Origin of the sequence: Pantoea sp. CCBC3-3-1 (genome assembly GCF_007981265.1) — a bacterium.
In the GTDB taxonomy this organism is placed as follows: Bacteria; Pseudomonadota; Gammaproteobacteria; order Enterobacterales; family Enterobacteriaceae; genus Erwinia.
Genome location: NZ_CP034363.1, coordinates 1241355 through 1256354 on the forward strand (window position 1 = coordinate 1241355; position 15000 = coordinate 1256354).

Genomic DNA, 15000 nt, shown 5'->3' on the forward strand with positions numbered 1-15000 from the left:
CGTTTCCTCACTGAATTGAAATCAAATGAACTTTTTACGTTAAGAAAAAAAGTGTTTAAAGATCGCCTTAACTGGATGGTGAAAAGTGAAAACAATATGGAGTTTGATGAATACGATAATCATCATACCGCCTACATCTTTGGCGTCTACCACGAGCGTTGCGTTTGCAGCCTTCGTTTTATAGAAATTAAATATCCCAATATGATTACCGGTACATTCAAATCCTGGTTTGATAACGTTGAACTGCCTGAGGGTAATTATGTTGAGGCCAGCCGATTATTTATAGATAAAGAGCGGGTTAACGCACTTGAGTTACGCCAGCAACCGGTGAGCGCTCTGCTTTTTCTTTCAATGATCAACTATGCACGTCATTACAAATATGAAGGGATTTATGCGGTTGTCAGTAATCCGATGTATCGCATTTTCAGGCAGTCGGGCTGGGATATTTCTGTGGTAAAACAGGGGGTTTCTGAAAAGCAGGAAAGTATCTGGCTCATCTTTATGCCGATTGACGATGATAATCAGCGCACGTTGATTGAGCGGGTAAAACTGAAGGCACCCGGGTTAAATATCAAGCTGGATGCCTGGCCACTGTCAATCCCCGTCAGTGAGAACCGGCCTGATAAGCTGTAGTTCAATACTGAGCCTGATGGCATGCTTCATATTGGTAACGCCAAGCTTCTTCACCGCGTTACCAATATGGTATTTTACGGTAGTCAGCTTTATTCCCAGTATCAATGCAATTTCCTGATAAGATTTTCCGACGCTGGCCCAGTAGATAATTTCATTTTCACGTTTTGAAAATATCTCACGGGTATTCATTTCTTCAAATTCTGACTTCCGGGATTGCTCCTGATACAGCGTGGTCATTTTTTCATGTGTGGTAATTAACAACATCTGAAGTTTATCTTTGTTATTCTGAATTATTTCTTCAATGTTATCATCACAATGCTCATCCATCATAATTGACAGGACAACAAGATTGTTATTCTGATCGTGCAGCGTAAAGGTATAGCCATTAATGATGTTATGATTGCGTGCCATATCAAACAGCTTAGGAACCTTAACGCCTTTGTTCAGCATAATATTCTCATCCCATGAGAAGGGAGAGACGCGATAAAGCGCTGTTATTAACACAGGGTCGATAAACTGGAAGTTATTTTCCTTATAAACTTCAAACCATTCCTGCCGATTTGAAATAATACAAAAATCAGCCGGGTTGCGCTTACTCATGATCGCATAGGCGTATTTAATATTATTAAATTGCAGCAGTTTTCTCTCCAGGTAATCCTGTATGGAGGAATTGATCAACATATTACCAAAAAACAATTTAGACATGTCATTATCTCCCTGAGAAAGTGAGGCTTCCATCGTCAATCCCTGACTCTACCATGCTTTGCAAACCAAGCCTATGGCTACACATCACTAAAACTTGTCAATTTGAGTCAAATCTGCTCTGAAAGTTCAAATAATAGCCGGCAGTAAAATGCGAATGCGGTTTAGGTAAAGATCGACGTGAAGCAGCACCCGAAAAGGTGAGGAAAGAGAGAAGATGCGGAGAGCAGGGATAACCAGTTCCTGGCGGAAACAACGTTAATGGTGAAAAAATCTAACGTAATTATCCTTACTGCCTGGAGCTGGTTCCCTTGGTGTTGGCAAACAAAACTTCTAATTACTTAATAGTACTATGTATTTCTTATTGTGTTCGCCGATACAATACGACTTTCACTCCAGAAATGATAGCCATACTTAAGTACAGTTAAGCACTGTCCTTTTTCAGATGAGTGATTGCCCAGGCTATACCGCTGGCATAATCTGTCGGCAGCAGCGGGACTAAATCGTTCAGCGCAGCTTGTAGGGCCTCGACGCTGACATCATTAAGATTCAGGTGGCCTACCTTACGGCCAGGACGAACCTCTTTCTCATACCAGTGAGGGCGTACCAACGGCTGATTAAGCCATGCCACGTTGAATGCGGTACCAATCAAATTCACCATTACTGAGGGCGTGCTCACCACAGGTTTCGGCAGAGGCAGATCGAGAATAGCGCGCAGATGCAGCTCAAACTGGCTGATGGAAGCGCCGTTTTGCGTCCAGTGTCCGCTGTTGTGTACCCGCGGTGCCAGTTCGTTGATGAGTAAGCCTTCTGGCACAACGAAACATTCCATCGCCATCACGCCTACATAGTTCAGCTCGTGCATAATGGCCGAAAGCATACTTTCAGCTTGCTTCTGTCGCGCAGCATCGGCTTCTGGCAGCACAACACTGGTACGCAGAATGCCATCCTGATGCAAATTGTGCGTCAGCGGATAAAACACGGTGCTGCCATCGTGCCCGCGTGCACCTACCAGCGACACCTCGCCAGAGAAGTTAATTCCCTGCTCTACAATGCATTCGCCATAGCAATCAGCAGGGAGGGAATCGGTCTCATGCGCACGCAGTCGCCATTGTCCCCGGCCATCGTAGCCGCCGGTGCGGCGCTTAACGATAGCCAGTTCGCCCAGGCGGGCAAAAACCTGCGGCCATTCTGCTCCGTCGGCCAGCAGTTGCCATGGCGCGGTAGCAAGTCCTAACCGATCCAGCAGCTGCTTTTGCGTCAGGCGGTCGGCCAGACGGGGGAAGATATCGCGGTTAACAAAGGCGGTGTGGCTTGCCAGCTCGCGGGTCAGCGCGGTTTCAGGCCAGCGCTCGATTTCTGCTGTGATTACGCTCTGCTGAATGGGGAGGGCTTCTGGCTCGGCATCCAGGCCGACAGGATAAACGGCGATACCCAGCGGCTCACCCGCCTGGCGTAGCATCCGGCCCAGCTGGCCATTTCCTAATACGCAAACCGGCTTCATGCTTCCTCCCGCGGATCCGGGTTATTCAACACGTCATCGGTCTGTGCCTGACGCCAGTTCGCCAACCGACCTGCCAGATCTGCATCGTGCAGCGCCAGAATCTGTGTCGCCAGCAGGGCTGCATTAGCCGCGCCCGCCTTACCAATTGCCAGTGTGCCTACCGGAATGCCGCGTGGCATTTGCACGATAGAATACAGGCTGTCGACGCCGCTTAGCGCTGCGCTCTGTACCGGCACGCCCAGTACCGGCACCAGCGTTTTAGCGGCCAGCATGCCCGGCAGATGCGCTGCGCCGCCGGCACCTGCGATAATCACGTCGAAGCCGTTCTCTGCGGCCTGCTCGGCAAAGCTAAACAGCTTATCCGGCGTACGGTGCGCTGAAACCACTTCGCAATGAAAAGGAACAGCCAGGCTGGTGAGAATTTCCGCGGCAAATTGCAGGGTTGCCCAGTCACTTTTGGATCCCATAACAATAGCAATGCGGGCCGGTGCGGCGTTGGAAGACATGCGGGTCTGACTCCTGTGATTGTACATACGTCATCTGCCAGCCTGCTGGCCGCCAGATGGGAAGGAGAGAGAGAATATCATGACTGTGGGGCCAGGAAAACGTTTGCTCTGGCCTTAAACGCGGCTTATAACGACTTTTCGCCGGCTCAGAAGGGAAAGGAAATCAGTCGGGTTTCGTTCTCACTGACCCGAATCATTGACCCTTCACTGTGCCAGGCACCGAGCACAATGCGTTCTGCTGGCTGGTTATCAACCCTAAGCTGATGAACCGCCGGGCGATGGGTGTGGCCGTGGATCAGGCAGCGTACCTGATGGCGAGCCATGGTGTCCTGAACGGCGGCGGCATTGACATCCATAATGGTGAAATCTTTGCTGCTGTTAGCCTGCTTGCTGCCCGCCCGCATTTTTAGCGCAATGCGTTGACGAATAAACAGAGGCAATAAAAGAAACAGTTTTTGCAGCCAGGGCTGATGTACTTTGCGACGGAAGCGCTGATAGCCTTCGTCGTCGGTACAAAGCGTATCGCCATGCATGATCAAAATCCGTTGTCCGTGGATTTCCAGCACCTGCTCTTCCGGCAGCAGCGTCATCCCGCTGGCGGCGGCAAAGCGTTTGCCCAGCAAAAAATCACGGTTGCCGTGGATAAAATAACAGGGGATGTTGAGCGGCTGTAATTCACGTAATGCGGCGGCTATTTCAGCGTGAAGCGGATCGGGATCGTCATCGCCGATCCAGGCTTCAAACAGATCGCCGAGAATATATAACGCCTCGGCCTGCCGCGCATCACGCCGTAAAAAAGCAAGAAAACCGGCAGTAATTGCCGGTTCTTCTGCACACAGATGCAAATCTGCGATAAACAGCGTGTGAGACATTATTCGCTGACGGTGACTTTCTGGATCACAACGTCATCTTTTGGCACGTCCTGATGCATGCCGCTGCGGCCTGTTGCCACGGCTTTGATCTTCTCAACCACGTCCATGCCTTCCACAACTTCTGCGAACACGCAGTAACCCCAGCCTTGCAGGCTTTCGTCACGGAAATTCAGGAAGTCGTTGTCGGCTACGTTAATGAAGAACTGTGCAGTTGCAGAGTGAGGCGCCTGAGTACGGGCCATCGCCAGCGTACCTTTGGTGTTCTTCAGGCCATTGTTCGCTTCGTTACGGATCTCTTCTTTCGTTGCTTTCTGCGCCATGCCCGGCTCAAAGCCGCCGCCCTGGATCATAAAGCCGTTGATCACACGGTGGAAAATGGTGTTGTCGTAGAAACCTTCACGGCAGTAATCCAGGAAGTTTTTAACAGTGGCTGGCGCTTTATCATCAAAAGTTTTGATAACGATATCGCCATGGTTAGTCTGGAAAGTGACCATATTCTCATCCTGTCAAGGTTGAAGGGTTTAGATTGCGTCGCCGTCGGCGCTCACGCAGGCGCACGACCGCTATAGATAGAGGGCTTTTATATCACAAAAAGTGATGATGAGTCAGTATCGCCGCATAAACGGAGGCAGGCATAGCCTTGCTTTGCGTGGCGGTTACGTTAACAATACGGCAGAATATGAGTTTCACTCGCTAACGTCGCACACGCTAAAAACGGAATGTCTCAATGCTTAAGATTTTTAATACCCTGAGTCGTCAAAAAGAGGAATTTAAACCTATTCATGCTGGCAGTGTTGGCATGTACGTGTGTGGCATTACCGTTTACGACCTCTGTCACATCGGCCATGGACGTACTTTTGTGGCTTTTGACGTCGTGGCGCGTTACCTGCGTTACCTGGGATATTCGCTGAAATATGTGCGTAATATCACTGATATCGACGATAAGATCATCAAACGTGCCAATGAAAATGGCGAAAGCGTCGAAGCACTGACCAACCGAATGATTGCCGAAATGCATGCGGATTTCGCTGCGCTGAATATTCTGCCGCCGGACCTGGAACCTCGTGCCACGCGCCATATCAGTGAAATCGTTGAACTGGTGGCTAAGCTGATCGATCGCGATCATGCGTATGTCGCCAGCAACGGCGACGTAATGTTTTCTGTTGCCAGCGATCCCGATTACGGTTTGCTGTCGCGCCAGGATCTTGAACAGCTTCAGGCGGGTGCGCGCGTGGAAGTGGCGGCAGACGTAAAACGCAATCCAATGGACTTCGTGCTGTGGAAGATGTCGAAAGCCGATGAGCCGAGCTGGCCATCGCCGTGGGGCGCGGGCCGTCCGGGCTGGCATATTGAATGTTCAGCGATGAACTGCAAGCAGCTGGGTGAGCATTTCGATATTCACGGCGGCGGTTCTGATTTGATGTTCCCCCATCATGAAAACGAAATCGCGCAGTCTTCCTGTGCGCACGATGGCCCTTACGTCAATTACTGGATGCACTCCGGCATGGTGATGGTTGACCGTGAGAAGATGTCTAAATCGCTGAACAACTTCTTTACCGTGCGTGATGTACTGGAATATTTCGACGCGGAAACCGTGCGTTATTTCCTGATGTCCGGGCACTATCGTAGCCAGCTGAACTACGGTGAAGATAACCTGAAGCAGGCGCGTTCTGCGCTGGAGCGTCTCTATACTGCGCTGCGTAATACGGACGCCAATGCAGAAGCCACTGGCGGCGAAGCGTTTGAAACGCGTTTCCGTGAGGCGATGGACGACGACTTCAACACGCCGGAAGCTTACTCTGCGCTGTTTGATATGGCTCGCGAAGTGAACCGGCTGAAAACGGAAGACAGGGCGGCGGCCAACGGCCTCGCGGCGAAACTGCGTCAGCTGGCTGGCGTGCTGGGTCTGCTGGAACAGGATCCTGAGCAGTTCCTGCAAAGCGGCGCGCAGGGGAATGATGATGAGGTCGCTGAAATCGAAGCGCTGATTAAAATGCGCCTGGATGCACGTAAAGAGAAAAACTGGGCTCAGGCGGATCTTGCGCGCGACAAGCTGGTCGAGATGGGGATCGTACTTGAAGACGGTCCACAGGGGACCAGCTGGCGTCGTAAATAAGCCAAAAAATTTCAGGAGCCGAGTGGCTCCTGAATTATTTTAGCGCTGGCGTCGCACTTTTATTTACTGGCGGCGCAGCTTTCAAAGTGCAGCCTGCCGCTGGCTTTATTCAGCGACGGTGATGCTGTTGCCATCAAAGTTAACGGTTTGACCCGCAACGATTTTGCAGCGTTTACGGGTTTCCACTTTACCGTCCACCGTTACCTGGCCGTCCGCGATTGCGTCTTTCGCCGCGCCGCCGCTTTCTACCCAACCTTCCAGCTTCAGCAGATCGCATAAATCGACGTGGGCATGTTTACCCAAAGAAAAAGTTGCCATTATTGTACTGCTCCATCATGAAATTCTTCGCAGGCTTGCAGGGTATTCTGAATCAGCGTCGCCACGGTCATTGGGCCAACGCCGCCTGGAACCGGCGTAATATAAGCTGCCCGCTCGGAAGCTGCAGCAAAATCTACGTCGCCGACCACTTTACCGCTTTCCAGACGGTTGATACCCACATCAATCACGATTGCGCCAGGCTTAATCCAGTCGCCAGGAATAAAGTTAGGCTTACCTACTGCAACCACCAGCAGGTCGGCATGCTCAATATGATGACGCAGATCTTTGGTAAAACGGTGCGTCACCGTTGTTGTGCAACCTGCCAGTAGCAGTTCCATGCTCATTGGGCGGCCCACGATATTTGATGCGCCAACCACCACGGCGTTCAGGCCGAAGGTGTCAATATTATAACGCTCGAGCAGCGTAACGATGCCGCGAGGTGTGCACGGACGCAGTTTAGGCGCGCGCTGGCAAAGGCGACCCACGTTATAAGGATGGAAACCGTCGACATCTTTCGATGGCGCGATACGCTCCAGCACTTTAACGTTATCAATACCTGCCGGAAGCGGCAGCTGAACCAGAATGCCATCGATTGCGCCATCGTTATTCAGCTTGTCAATCAGCTCCAGCAGTTCTGCTTCGCTGGTCGACGCGGGTAAATCATATGAGCGGGAGATAAAGCCGACTTCTTCACAGGCACGGCGCTTACTGCCAACATAAATCTGCGAAGCCGGGTTTTCACCCACTAACACTACCGCCAGGCCGGGGGCGCGTTTACCCGCTGCCAAACGCTGCTGCACTTTCCCGGCAACCTCAAGGCGCACCTGCTGCGCAATCGTTTTACCGTCTATAATCTTTGCTGCCATCAGAGAGGGGATCCATCTGGGTTAGTTGAAACGGAGTATGCGGTCTATTTTGTCAGAAGCGGACGCCGCTGTCAGGCACAGATTCGGCGCTGGCTGCTTAATAGTGCAGCAATAGAATGACCTGGTAAGCAAAATCGTTGACTCGACCGCTTCGCACCGTATAATTCGACCCAGTTCCCAATGCGCCCTTAGCTCAGTTGGATAGAGCACCGGCCTTCTAAGCCGTAGGTCACAGGTTCGAATCCTGTAGGGCGTACCATTACTTTTCAATAGCTTACGCTAGTTTCAATCCCACCTGATTTCCGCCTTGTGTCGTATTTGTGTCGTCACTCCCCAAAAGTGAGTCAATTTTACGCGCATGCTCGGTCAAATGGTTCGGTGCGAGATGCGCATACCGGCGCACCATTTCTATCGACTCCCAGCCACCCATTTCCTGTAAAGCAGAAAGCGGAACGCCGGACTGTATCAGCCAGCTCGCCCAGGTGTGTCGCAGATCGTGAAAACGGAAATCCTCAATCCCGGCCCGCTTGAGTGCCAGGCGCCATGACGTGTTATCATCACGTCGCATCTTCCTGACAGCGGCCGTTTTCGTTCCATCGTGTCTGGTGGCCGCTTTGGTGTGGACAAACACCCATCGGGAATGCTTCCCTATCTGCTCCTTCAGTACCCTGCACGCCGTATCATTCAGAGCCACGCCAATAGCCTTGCCCGCTTTGGCGTTCTCTGGATTTATCCAGGCTACCTTCCTTTGCATATCCACCTGAGTCCATTCCAGATCGATGATGTTTGACCTGCGCAGGCCGGTAGAAAGCGCAAACACGATTACCGGCCTGATGCTGTCCGGAGCACAGTCAATGAGCCTGTTCGCTTCTTCCCGGGTCAGCCAGCGTATCCTTTTGCTGATCGGCTTCTTCGTTTTAATAACCGGTGCCGTTTTTATCCACCCCCATTCATTTGCCGCGGCGCGTAACAGCGATCGCATGAATGAAAGGTAATGGCTTCTGGTTCCTGCGCTGACCGGCTTATCCTTGAAATCCGGCACGGGCTTCCCATCCCGTAATGCCGCGTCACGCTGAACTTCCCATTTTCGGCGGTGATTGCGGTTCACCATCTTGCTGACGATCTTCTGTATTTCCTCGCCTGTGATGGTGGATATGTCCCGGCCCGAGAAATGCCCGACGAAGAACTCCATCTTTACCTTGTCATCGTCAAGGCTGCGCTTATGCTCTTTTTCGTCCAGCCAGCGCAGACAGGCATCCTCAAACGTCCGTGTCGGTAAATCTCCAATCTCATCGACCCGCCAGGCCTCCGCCTTTAGCTTGTCGTGAAGCTCTAAGGCCTGCTTCTTGTCCGCAGTGCCAAGCGAGCGCCTAACTCTTTTGCCTGCCGGGGTAAAGAAATGACAGTGCCATACTCCGCCTCTGAGGGTGATTGACATAGTGCTACTCCTTTGGCGCTATCACCCATGCTCGCCGGGCGATTCTGAGGTGGATTGGAAAGATAATCAATACAGGCAGAACGGAGCACCAGGTACTTGCCGGACGTTCCGCCAGTCTGCCGGCCGACAAGATCACCGCGCTTTATCATATTACTGACCGTGCGCGGCGAGACTTTAAGGAATGCGGCGGCTTCCGCCAGGGTGAGCGGTTCATCATTTGCCATAGCGGCCTCTTTGGTTGCGATGATGTGGGGGAGAGTGATTAGCGCTGACGGAGAATTAAGTCACCTTTTATCAGGGCCTGTTTAATAGTGTTGAATTCCCAACAATAAATATTTGCGTCCACGTACACTCGCAGACCATCACGATAATCATGCTTTTTGCGGGCGATGAAGGCCTCTGCTGCTTCGCGGGTGAAATGGCTATTAACGTAATCCCATTCCCATTGGTAGCCGGTCACGGTATGGTCATCCAATTCACCGACCAGATACCACTGATCCCGGTCTTCGGCTTTCATAAATTGCTTATCGCACCAGTCCTGCGATTTTTTATTAAGTTCAACCTGTGATTCATAGTCCAGATCATCCCAGTATTCCTGGATACTGAGCCAGTGATTATCGTCACAATAAATCATCAGCTGATCCGTATAGTCGGGGTCAATGCCGCTCACCAGCCGCCTGCGTTCAACGATAAAAATCGCATCAGCAGTACAATGGTCGCTGACTCCCTCTCCCTCGCAGTGGTATTTAAGGCGGCTTACAAAATCGGCGAATGTTTCGGGTGTAAGCTTGTCGCCAGTCGCTAAAGTCATGCTTTCATCTCCTTATCCACCACGCGCACGAAGTAGACCAGCCATTGACGGGCCGGGTATCTGCCAGGCGGCAGCGCGGTGATTAGTTTGGTGTATTTGTCTAACAGAAGGGTAGTAATGCGGTCGTGCTCGGATCGGGGCTTGCCGGTTGTGGCTTTGACTATCTCGGCCCGGCAATTTCGGGCGACTGACCGCAGGGCGTTTTCAGTCGGCGCGTCCATTCATGCTATACGCCGCTGACTTTCAGCCCACAAAAACACCTCGTGGTCGTGGCGGCAATCCTTGTCGCAATAGTGACCGAATGCTATCGGTTCCTCGCACCAGTGGCACTCGCCGGTGTAAACCATTTTAGGCACCGGCCGGTTAGCCAGGGCAACTTCAATCATCTGCTGCTCACGGGCAGCTGCTTCATCTAAAATATCAGCGTGCATATCTGTTACTCCTAAAATTTGGGCGTAAAAAAACCACCGCTTGGGTGGTTTCAATTAGTTGAGACTGCGTTATTTGACGTATGGTTCTGGATTATGCTGAATAATGGCGCTTTTTATTTCATGGTCATTTAGACTTCTGCTCATGAAATGAGCCACTAAATATTCATTCCCGTCATTATGTAGGAAGGCTTTAATCCTTCGATGATCGACATGTCCAGTATTTTCATCCTCGTTACTTAGTACTTGACTCCCTTCTTTAATTTTCATTTTAAAAGAGTTACCAGCATCATCAAAAACTATACAATCATCCATTCTTTCATTTCCTTCCGGTAGACCGGGTTGATTCCCGTGCAAACCTCATCGACTCTCCACGGTAAAACTTGAGTCTGTCCCTGAAATATTTCTTAAGTGATCCCGGCTGTTGCATCTCTACTTGCTTATAGATAACCGGTTTTTTCATGCACTTCTTTTGAGGGATGCCTGAAACAGCTAAATCCGCGTTTACTCTGTCGCGCTCTTTTCTACTGCGTGTTGCTAAGTTATGGAGCGTTACTTTTGCTGTCCATCTGCTGTGCGCCCTCGTTTTTTCCGCAAGTCATATGGTGACCTGTACGTATCAGCTGCTTTGACCATTCCGTTGGAAAATTTTTCGCCATTCGCTGTATCAATTTGCAGTTTGATATGACTGTACTTAGAAAGCATGTATCGATGACTCTCTGCGGGAGTCATCTGAGAAATAAGAGTTTTTTCTTTTTTTCTTATGCTTCTGGACATAGGCGTCGTTCTCCTTGACTAGGGATATCGCTTACTGAATGACTTCTGTACAATCAAATTACGCCGTCTTTCTCGATAACGCCACTAACATTGTATTCAGTCATTTTATAGCTCCTAAAATTCGAGTTCTAATTGACTTGAGAACACTTCGCACGATTCCGAACAGCTGCCTGTGTCCAGTTTCTTTGCGCGGATCATGCGCTCCAGCAAGTCGTTGTAATCGTGGTCGGCATACATCTTGGCGATGCCGTCGAGCGACAGGTGTCCGCGGTACATAACGTCTTTCGGCGTTGCGCGATGCCCGTCACGAACGTGCCGGCCGGTTACGCATTTCTCAAAAAGCAGCTTCATTCCCGGCTCGTCTTTAGTTGCCAGGCCAAGTTTGTGGGTGGATTTTTTGATGCAGAAAATGCAGTTGCCGAGGTGCTCGGGTATTTGCAGATCGAAAGGTTGGGTTTTCCACCAGTCGAGAACATCCTGTTTCTCGAAGTCGGAAATTTCAGCCAGAAAACGGATGCCATCCTTTTTTGCCAAGCGGCGTGGCTCATCTGCCCGGATGCCCAACCACGTCGTGTAATTCCCTTTACCGAAAGTATCCTCGCAATATTTCCTGAACGGCTGGAGCTTCATCCGGTCAGTACAGAACGCGCCGCCGATGTAAGGCGTGCCGTACTTTTTGACCATATCCATGAATGGCTTCATGGCTGGCATGCGGGTCTGAATATCCTTCGGCTCCCAGACTGTGTAGCCGTTCCCCTCTCCAAGCTCCGGGTTTATCTCAACCTGTAAGCAGGTGAGTGGGATATCCCAGAATTTCACGACCTCCCGCACGAACCGGTACGTCATCGGGTGCTCTGCGCCGGTGTCCATGAAAATGTAGTGAACATCTTCACCGGCCTTTCTGCGCTGCTCCATTAGGTAAACGAGATAGGCAGACGTCCTGCCGCCTGAGAAACTAACGACATGAGTCATACCTGCTCCTGTTGGGCCAGGCGAGCTGGCCGGGGAGGGTTATTTCCACTGGTCGCCAAATTCGAAACCTATTTCTGCCAGCGCCAAATCCATCTTTTCGATGAACTCCGGCACTGCCTCTTCAAAACTGGCGATATATTTTTCGTCGCGTTCGACGATGACGTGATGAATACCTTCGCGCTTCATGCGCGGATCGTAATTTGCGAAATACCAGGCATCCTTTCCCGTTACCCACATGCTGTATTGCACCTGAGCCATATACGCCGATTTAATGGCATCAAATCCGCCCAGGCGGAATTTCATGAAGTCGCGGGAAGTGAAGGGGCACTTCAGCTCAAGGCCGTGCCCGTCACTGCACAGGCCGTCAGGCGAGCAAGCGGTACGCATGGTTTCATCGCGGTATAGGATCGGCGCTTCTGTCACATCAACGCCTGATGTGAACTCGAAAAGCACCCGCGCTGATTCTTCGTGCTGCTTGCCCCACGCCAGCGCTTTCGCGTTAACCTCTGGCGCGACGCCGGTACAGACTTCGGCCAGCAGCGTATGGAAGTAAGAGGCTTTCATGTCTGGCCACTTCGTGCCGCTTCGGGGCTTCGCGATGACGTTTGAAACTTCGGAGGCTGTGATAACGCCCAGGCGCAGGCGTTGCCAGTCTTCGCCTCCTTGCTCGATAACCCGAACATCAACGCCGGTGCGCTGTAGGATCAGATCGGTTTCTATCATGCTGCCGCCTTAGATTTCTTTTGAAGGAAGTCCAGAGCTTTCACAGCCTCCACCTCGGTCATATCCGCCGGAGAGGTGATAGGACGCCGGAATATGTTGGAACACAGCGGGAGCATGTCGGTATCCCACGTCTTATCCATCGCTAAAAGTAGATCGGTGATGCTCTGGATGGTCTGCTCGCTGGCTGGTGAGACGTCACGCTCTGGAGTCTTATCCTGATTGAAGTTGATACCTTCGCCGCCTTCGGTGTTTACATAGTCGATAGCTGCGTCTAGGCGCTCACGGCGCGGCCAGTACTTCGCCGCCTGCTTCACGACCGTCTTAAGGATCATTTGCTCTTCGTCAGTCACCCACGGGCATTTTTTCGAGCTGTCCTGTTGGTATTTCTTCCAGGCTTCTGAGCGATCGCGGATGGAAAAAATATCCTCCGCGCGCATGGTGTGTGTGAGGTAATCCCCTTCATCGGTTTTAACGACCGTATAGGCGCCAACCACATCCCCGCGCTGCTCGATGGTGTCGAACTCGTTAAACTCATGCGTAGGCGGCCGGTCGATTCCGGTTCGCATGAACCTGTCATTTTTTCTGACGATCGCAGACTGGCACCATTTAATCGCGCCGGACTGCTGGGCAATGTGCATCAGGCCCATATAGCTAATATCGAGACAAATGGAGCCTTTGCGCGGCACCAGATACGCCAGTTTCTGTGCAGGGTTAAGCGTGATGCCAATCGCTGCGATATTCATTACAGCGCTGCGAGTGGTAACCTGATTTTGCGCGGCCACCTTGGCCAGAAAATCGTTATTGGCGAATATCTGCATTGCAAATTCCAGCTCCCGCTTGAACGTCAGCGAAGGCTCCTTACAAACCTGCTCAAACTCTGCTTTGAGCGGTTTAACGATCTCGAATACCTGATTAACCAGTTGCTGGTTCATTACGCTACCTCGTTATAAGAATACCGGGATTTCCATATGCGCTCGGCCAGTGCCTGCTCTTCGAACTTCGTCAGATAATCCCAAAAGAATTTGTGCGCCATTTCCTGTGCATCTACGCCATCCTGAGCGCGGCCAACTAAATCGATATCTCTGCCAGAACTGACAAGGAAAACAGCCATAGCGGACTCCACAGGGTTGTGCTTGATGCGCTCAACTTCCTGTTCAACGGTGGCATAAACCTGTTCGTGCTCCGTCTCGGTAAACGCAGCGATGATGGATTCGATTTCCTGACGGTCTTTGAAATTCAGCTGCATAAAAGGCACCTCCGCGCCATGTTGTGTGCTGCGATCCACATCATTGCGTCATGAGTCATGACAGCTACCCGGGCCATGCTACGTGCGATGCTGATGCTTTCCATTACGGCCTCCCGGGCTGCATTAAAGCGTCGATAAGGTTGCGCCATCCTGTGCGAAGGCGACGTGTAATAGTTTCGAGTAGTGATTCAGAGCGGCCAGCAACAGGCCACCCTGCAACGGCAAACTGTTGCATAGCTATTCCTTGGTTATTTGGTTGCATAACGGAGAGGCCTCTGTGAAGCCGCTTTGTTATGGGCGAAAAAAAACCGCCTCAGTGGGCGGTTGGTGGTAATGTATATTTTTTATTTGATGGGGTAAAAAAATGACGGATTCATGTCCTTTATGTGATGGCATTGCTAATCAAAAACCTGTTGATAAAGACAATGCTTTCAAGGTTTTTTGCGCAACGTGCGGTAATTTTGTAATTTCCAAAATTGTCATCAAAAGACTCATAAACGAATGGGCTACTATGCGAGAAGCCTTAGTTCATGAAGCATTAGATGCTCGTAATAATGGCCACCATCTTGACATCACTCAGAAAATCGAAAGCGGTAAAACAGTATTGGATTGCAAAAAAATAACGGATATTGATTTTTTAGCTATCAAATAAGGGGAATACTTTTCCCACGCATCTTCTGGCGGGCATTTGTGATCTGGCCGTAAGGGTTATTCACCTTGCGGTACTGTGGGTTCTCGCGAGTCACAGCTTCCGGAACTGGCTTGCTGCGCAGCTTCATCTTGTACTCAGTGCTGTTCATTGCTTTGTTGACGCGATCAGAGCAGCCGGTCACTGATGTTTGGCGCTCAGCTGCACGTTTTGCTCTGCGGCGATTTCTGGCGTTATCAGAGGCCAGATAGGTGATTACTATTGTCATGACTACCTCCGGTAATTGGCTTTGGTTGGGAAGACCCTCTATGGGTGACCTCCACGATCTCATCGTGGTGCTCTAAGCTTTACCGACATCCAGCCTCTCATCGTGCGCACTCTGAGAAACTATCCTTCAGCTATTGCAACCGTCACCGCCATCTAGAATGGCCGATTACCG

At 51.0% G+C, this 15000-nt stretch carries 22 protein-coding genes, 1 tRNA gene and 1 pseudogene; 4 read left to right on the forward strand and 20 right to left on the reverse strand.

From position 1 onward, the window contains the following. Positions 1–51: 51 nt before the first annotated feature. Positions 52–633, forward strand: a complete 582-nt coding sequence (locus tag EHV07_RS05650; protein WP_254446311.1) for an acyl-homoserine-lactone synthase — start codon at positions 52–54, stop codon at positions 631–633. On the opposite strand, the gene EHV07_RS05655 is transcribed toward EHV07_RS05650, so the two are convergent. The 5 genes from EHV07_RS05655 to ppiB form a co-directional block, all read right to left on the reverse strand. Then, a complete protein-coding gene (locus EHV07_RS05655) occupies positions 595–1338 on the reverse strand; it encodes a LuxR family transcriptional regulator (RefSeq protein WP_147200537.1) in 744 nt (247 codons plus the stop codon). The two genes, EHV07_RS05650 and EHV07_RS05655, sit on opposite strands and share 39 nt — an antisense overlap. A 421-nt stretch (positions 1339–1759) precedes the next feature. Beyond that, the gene (gene purK, locus EHV07_RS05660; protein WP_147195904.1) at positions 1760–2839 is read right to left on the reverse strand and encodes a 5-(carboxyamino)imidazole ribonucleotide synthase; all 1080 of its coding nucleotides are present in this window, start codon (positions 2837–2839) and stop codon (positions 1760–1762) included. Then, positions 2836–3345 carry a 5-(carboxyamino)imidazole ribonucleotide mutase gene (gene purE, locus EHV07_RS05665; RefSeq protein ID WP_147195906.1) on the reverse strand — a complete coding sequence of 170 codons (510 nt, stop codon included), beginning with the start codon at positions 3343–3345 and terminating at the stop codon, positions 2836–2838. Before purE ends, purK begins: the two co-directional genes overlap by 4 nt. Before the next feature lie 146 nt (positions 3346–3491). After that, complete coding sequence (gene lpxH / locus EHV07_RS05670) at positions 3492–4217, reverse strand: UDP-2,3-diacylglucosamine diphosphatase (protein WP_147195908.1); 726 nt, start codon at positions 4215–4217, stop codon at positions 3492–3494. Then, a complete protein-coding gene (gene ppiB / locus EHV07_RS05675; protein ID WP_147195910.1) occupies positions 4217–4711 on the reverse strand; it encodes a peptidylprolyl isomerase B in 495 nt (164 codons plus the stop codon). Before ppiB ends, lpxH begins: the two co-directional genes overlap by 1 nt. A 233-nt stretch (positions 4712–4944) precedes the next feature. Here ppiB and cysS point away from each other — a divergent pair, with 233 nt between their 5' ends. After that, a complete protein-coding gene (gene cysS / locus EHV07_RS05680; protein WP_147195912.1) occupies positions 4945–6333 on the forward strand; it encodes a cysteine--tRNA ligase in 1389 nt (462 codons plus the stop codon). Positions 6334–6438: 105 nt separating this feature from the next. Here the strand turns inward: cysS and ybcJ are convergent, their stop codons facing one another. After that, the gene (gene ybcJ / locus EHV07_RS05685; RefSeq protein ID WP_147195915.1) at positions 6439–6651 is read right to left on the reverse strand and encodes a ribosome-associated protein YbcJ; all 213 of its coding nucleotides are present in this window, start codon (positions 6649–6651) and stop codon (positions 6439–6441) included. After that, positions 6651–7517: a bifunctional methylenetetrahydrofolate dehydrogenase/methenyltetrahydrofolate cyclohydrolase FolD gene (gene folD, locus EHV07_RS05690; protein ID WP_147195918.1), complete on the reverse strand. Its 867-nt coding sequence runs from the start codon at positions 7515–7517 to the stop codon at positions 6651–6653. Before folD ends, ybcJ begins: the two co-directional genes overlap by 1 nt. Positions 7518–7699: 182 nt before the next feature. On the opposite strand from folD, the gene EHV07_RS05695 reads away from it, so the two are divergent. Beyond that, a tRNA-Arg gene (locus EHV07_RS05695) sits at positions 7700–7776 on the forward strand. Positions 7777–7791: 15 nt separating this feature from the next. On the opposite strand, the gene EHV07_RS05700 is transcribed toward EHV07_RS05695, so the two are convergent. The 12 genes and pseudogenes from EHV07_RS05700 to EHV07_RS05760 form a co-directional block, all read right to left on the reverse strand. Beyond that, positions 7792–8955, reverse strand: a complete 1164-nt coding sequence (locus EHV07_RS05700; protein WP_147195921.1) for a site-specific integrase — start codon at positions 8953–8955, stop codon at positions 7792–7794. Further along, a complete protein-coding gene (locus EHV07_RS05705; RefSeq protein WP_147195924.1) occupies positions 8850–9179 on the reverse strand; it encodes a helix-turn-helix domain-containing protein in 330 nt (109 codons plus the stop codon). Before EHV07_RS05705 ends, EHV07_RS05700 begins: the two co-directional genes overlap by 106 nt. Before the next feature lie 38 nt (positions 9180–9217). Further along, complete coding sequence (locus EHV07_RS05710) at positions 9218–9766, reverse strand: hypothetical protein (protein WP_147195926.1); 549 nt, start codon at positions 9764–9766, stop codon at positions 9218–9220. A 221-nt stretch (positions 9767–9987) separates the two neighbouring features. After that, positions 9988–10197, reverse strand: a complete 210-nt coding sequence (locus EHV07_RS05720; RefSeq protein WP_147195930.1) for a hypothetical protein — start codon at positions 10195–10197, stop codon at positions 9988–9990. Between the two features lie 69 nt (positions 10198–10266). Continuing rightward, a complete protein-coding gene (locus EHV07_RS05725; protein WP_147195932.1) occupies positions 10267–10509 on the reverse strand; it encodes a hypothetical protein in 243 nt (80 codons plus the stop codon). A gap of 4 nt (positions 10510–10513) precedes the next feature. Beyond that, positions 10514–10681 (reverse strand): annotated as a pseudogene (locus tag EHV07_RS05730) (DNA polymerase III subunit theta); the annotation flags it as partial. A 65-nt stretch (positions 10682–10746) separates the two neighbouring features. After that, positions 10747–10971: a hypothetical protein gene (locus EHV07_RS05735; RefSeq protein ID WP_147195934.1), complete on the reverse strand. Its 225-nt coding sequence runs from the start codon at positions 10969–10971 to the stop codon at positions 10747–10749. A gap of 114 nt (positions 10972–11085) precedes the next feature. After that, the gene (locus EHV07_RS05740; protein ID WP_147195936.1) at positions 11086–11943 is read right to left on the reverse strand and encodes a phosphoadenosine phosphosulfate reductase family protein; all 858 of its coding nucleotides are present in this window, start codon (positions 11941–11943) and stop codon (positions 11086–11088) included. A gap of 39 nt (positions 11944–11982) precedes the next feature. Beyond that, on the reverse strand, positions 11983–12663 hold the full coding sequence (locus tag EHV07_RS05745) for a lambda exonuclease family protein (protein ID WP_147200538.1): 681 nt from the start codon (positions 12661–12663) through the stop codon (positions 11983–11985). Beyond that, on the reverse strand, positions 12663–13598 hold the full coding sequence (locus tag EHV07_RS05750; protein ID WP_147195938.1) for a recombinase RecT: 936 nt from the start codon (positions 13596–13598) through the stop codon (positions 12663–12665). Before EHV07_RS05750 ends, EHV07_RS05745 begins: the two co-directional genes overlap by 1 nt. Next, entirely contained in the window at positions 13598–13912 is a 315-nt protein-coding gene (locus EHV07_RS05755; RefSeq protein WP_147195940.1) for a hypothetical protein, read from the reverse strand. Before EHV07_RS05755 ends, EHV07_RS05750 begins: the two co-directional genes overlap by 1 nt. Positions 13913–14015: 103 nt before the next feature. Then, positions 14016–14147, reverse strand: coding sequence for a protease FtsH-inhibitory lysogeny factor CIII (locus EHV07_RS05760; RefSeq protein ID WP_147195942.1), 132 nt, complete (start codon positions 14145–14147; stop codon positions 14016–14018). Between the two features lie 129 nt (positions 14148–14276). On the opposite strand from EHV07_RS05760, the gene EHV07_RS05765 reads away from it, so the two are divergent. Next, the gene (locus EHV07_RS05765; protein WP_147195944.1) at positions 14277–14564 is read left to right on the forward strand and encodes a hypothetical protein; all 288 of its coding nucleotides are present in this window, start codon (positions 14277–14279) and stop codon (positions 14562–14564) included. On the opposite strand, the gene EHV07_RS05770 is transcribed toward EHV07_RS05765, so the two are convergent. After that, positions 14557–14829: a hypothetical protein gene (locus EHV07_RS05770; RefSeq protein WP_147195946.1), complete on the reverse strand. Its 273-nt coding sequence runs from the start codon at positions 14827–14829 to the stop codon at positions 14557–14559. The two genes, EHV07_RS05765 and EHV07_RS05770, sit on opposite strands and share 8 nt — an antisense overlap. Positions 14830–15000: the final 171 nt, after the last annotated feature.

Excerpts from the sequence above, each read along its gene's own strand:
- EHV07_RS05750 (WP_147195938.1), bottom strand. The coding sequence starts at position 13,598 with ATGAACCAGCAACTGGTTAATCAGGTATTCGAGATCGTTAAACCGCTC.
- ppiB (WP_147195910.1), bottom strand. The coding sequence starts at position 4,711 with ATGGTCACTTTCCAGACTAACCATGGCGATATCGTTATCAAAACTTTT.
- EHV07_RS05725 (WP_147195932.1), bottom strand. The coding sequence starts at position 10,509 with ATGGATGATTGTATAGTTTTTGATGATGCTGGTAACTCTTTTAAAATG.
- EHV07_RS05765 (WP_147195944.1), top strand. The coding sequence starts at position 14,277 with ATGACGGATTCATGTCCTTTATGTGATGGCATTGCTAATCAAAAACCT.
- EHV07_RS05700 (WP_147195921.1), bottom strand. The coding sequence starts at position 8,955 with ATGTCAATCACCCTCAGAGGCGGAGTATGGCACTGTCATTTCTTTACC.
- EHV07_RS05655 (WP_147200537.1), bottom strand. The coding sequence starts at position 1,338 with ATGTCTAAATTGTTTTTTGGTAATATGTTGATCAATTCCTCCATACAG.
- EHV07_RS05735 (WP_147195934.1), bottom strand. The coding sequence starts at position 10,971 with ATGTCCAGAAGCATAAGAAAAAAAGAAAAAACTCTTATTTCTCAGATG.
- EHV07_RS05710 (WP_147195926.1), bottom strand. The coding sequence starts at position 9,766 with ATGACTTTAGCGACTGGCGACAAGCTTACACCCGAAACATTCGCCGAT.
- ybcJ (WP_147195915.1), bottom strand. The coding sequence starts at position 6,651 with ATGGCAACTTTTTCTTTGGGTAAACATGCCCACGTCGATTTATGCGAT.
- EHV07_RS05755 (WP_147195940.1), bottom strand. The coding sequence starts at position 13,912 with ATGCAGCTGAATTTCAAAGACCGTCAGGAAATCGAATCCATCATCGCT.
- folD (WP_147195918.1), bottom strand. The coding sequence starts at position 7,517 with ATGGCAGCAAAGATTATAGACGGTAAAACGATTGCGCAGCAGGTGCGC.
- EHV07_RS05760 (WP_147195942.1), bottom strand. The coding sequence starts at position 14,147 with ATGCAACAGTTTGCCGTTGCAGGGTGGCCTGTTGCTGGCCGCTCTGAA.
- cysS (WP_147195912.1), top strand. The coding sequence starts at position 4,945 with ATGCTTAAGATTTTTAATACCCTGAGTCGTCAAAAAGAGGAATTTAAA.
- lpxH (WP_147195908.1), bottom strand. The coding sequence starts at position 4,217 with ATGTCTCACACGCTGTTTATCGCAGATTTGCATCTGTGTGCAGAAGAA.
- EHV07_RS05770 (WP_147195946.1), bottom strand. The coding sequence starts at position 14,829 with ATGACAATAGTAATCACCTATCTGGCCTCTGATAACGCCAGAAATCGC.
- EHV07_RS05705 (WP_147195924.1), bottom strand. The coding sequence starts at position 9,179 with ATGGCAAATGATGAACCGCTCACCCTGGCGGAAGCCGCCGCATTCCTT.
- EHV07_RS05720 (WP_147195930.1), bottom strand. The coding sequence starts at position 10,197 with ATGCACGCTGATATTTTAGATGAAGCAGCTGCCCGTGAGCAGCAGATG.
- purK (WP_147195904.1), bottom strand. The coding sequence starts at position 2,839 with ATGAAGCCGGTTTGCGTATTAGGAAATGGCCAGCTGGGCCGGATGCTA.
- purE (WP_147195906.1), bottom strand. The coding sequence starts at position 3,345 with ATGTCTTCCAACGCCGCACCGGCCCGCATTGCTATTGTTATGGGATCC.
- EHV07_RS05740 (WP_147195936.1), bottom strand. The coding sequence starts at position 11,943 with ATGACTCATGTCGTTAGTTTCTCAGGCGGCAGGACGTCTGCCTATCTC.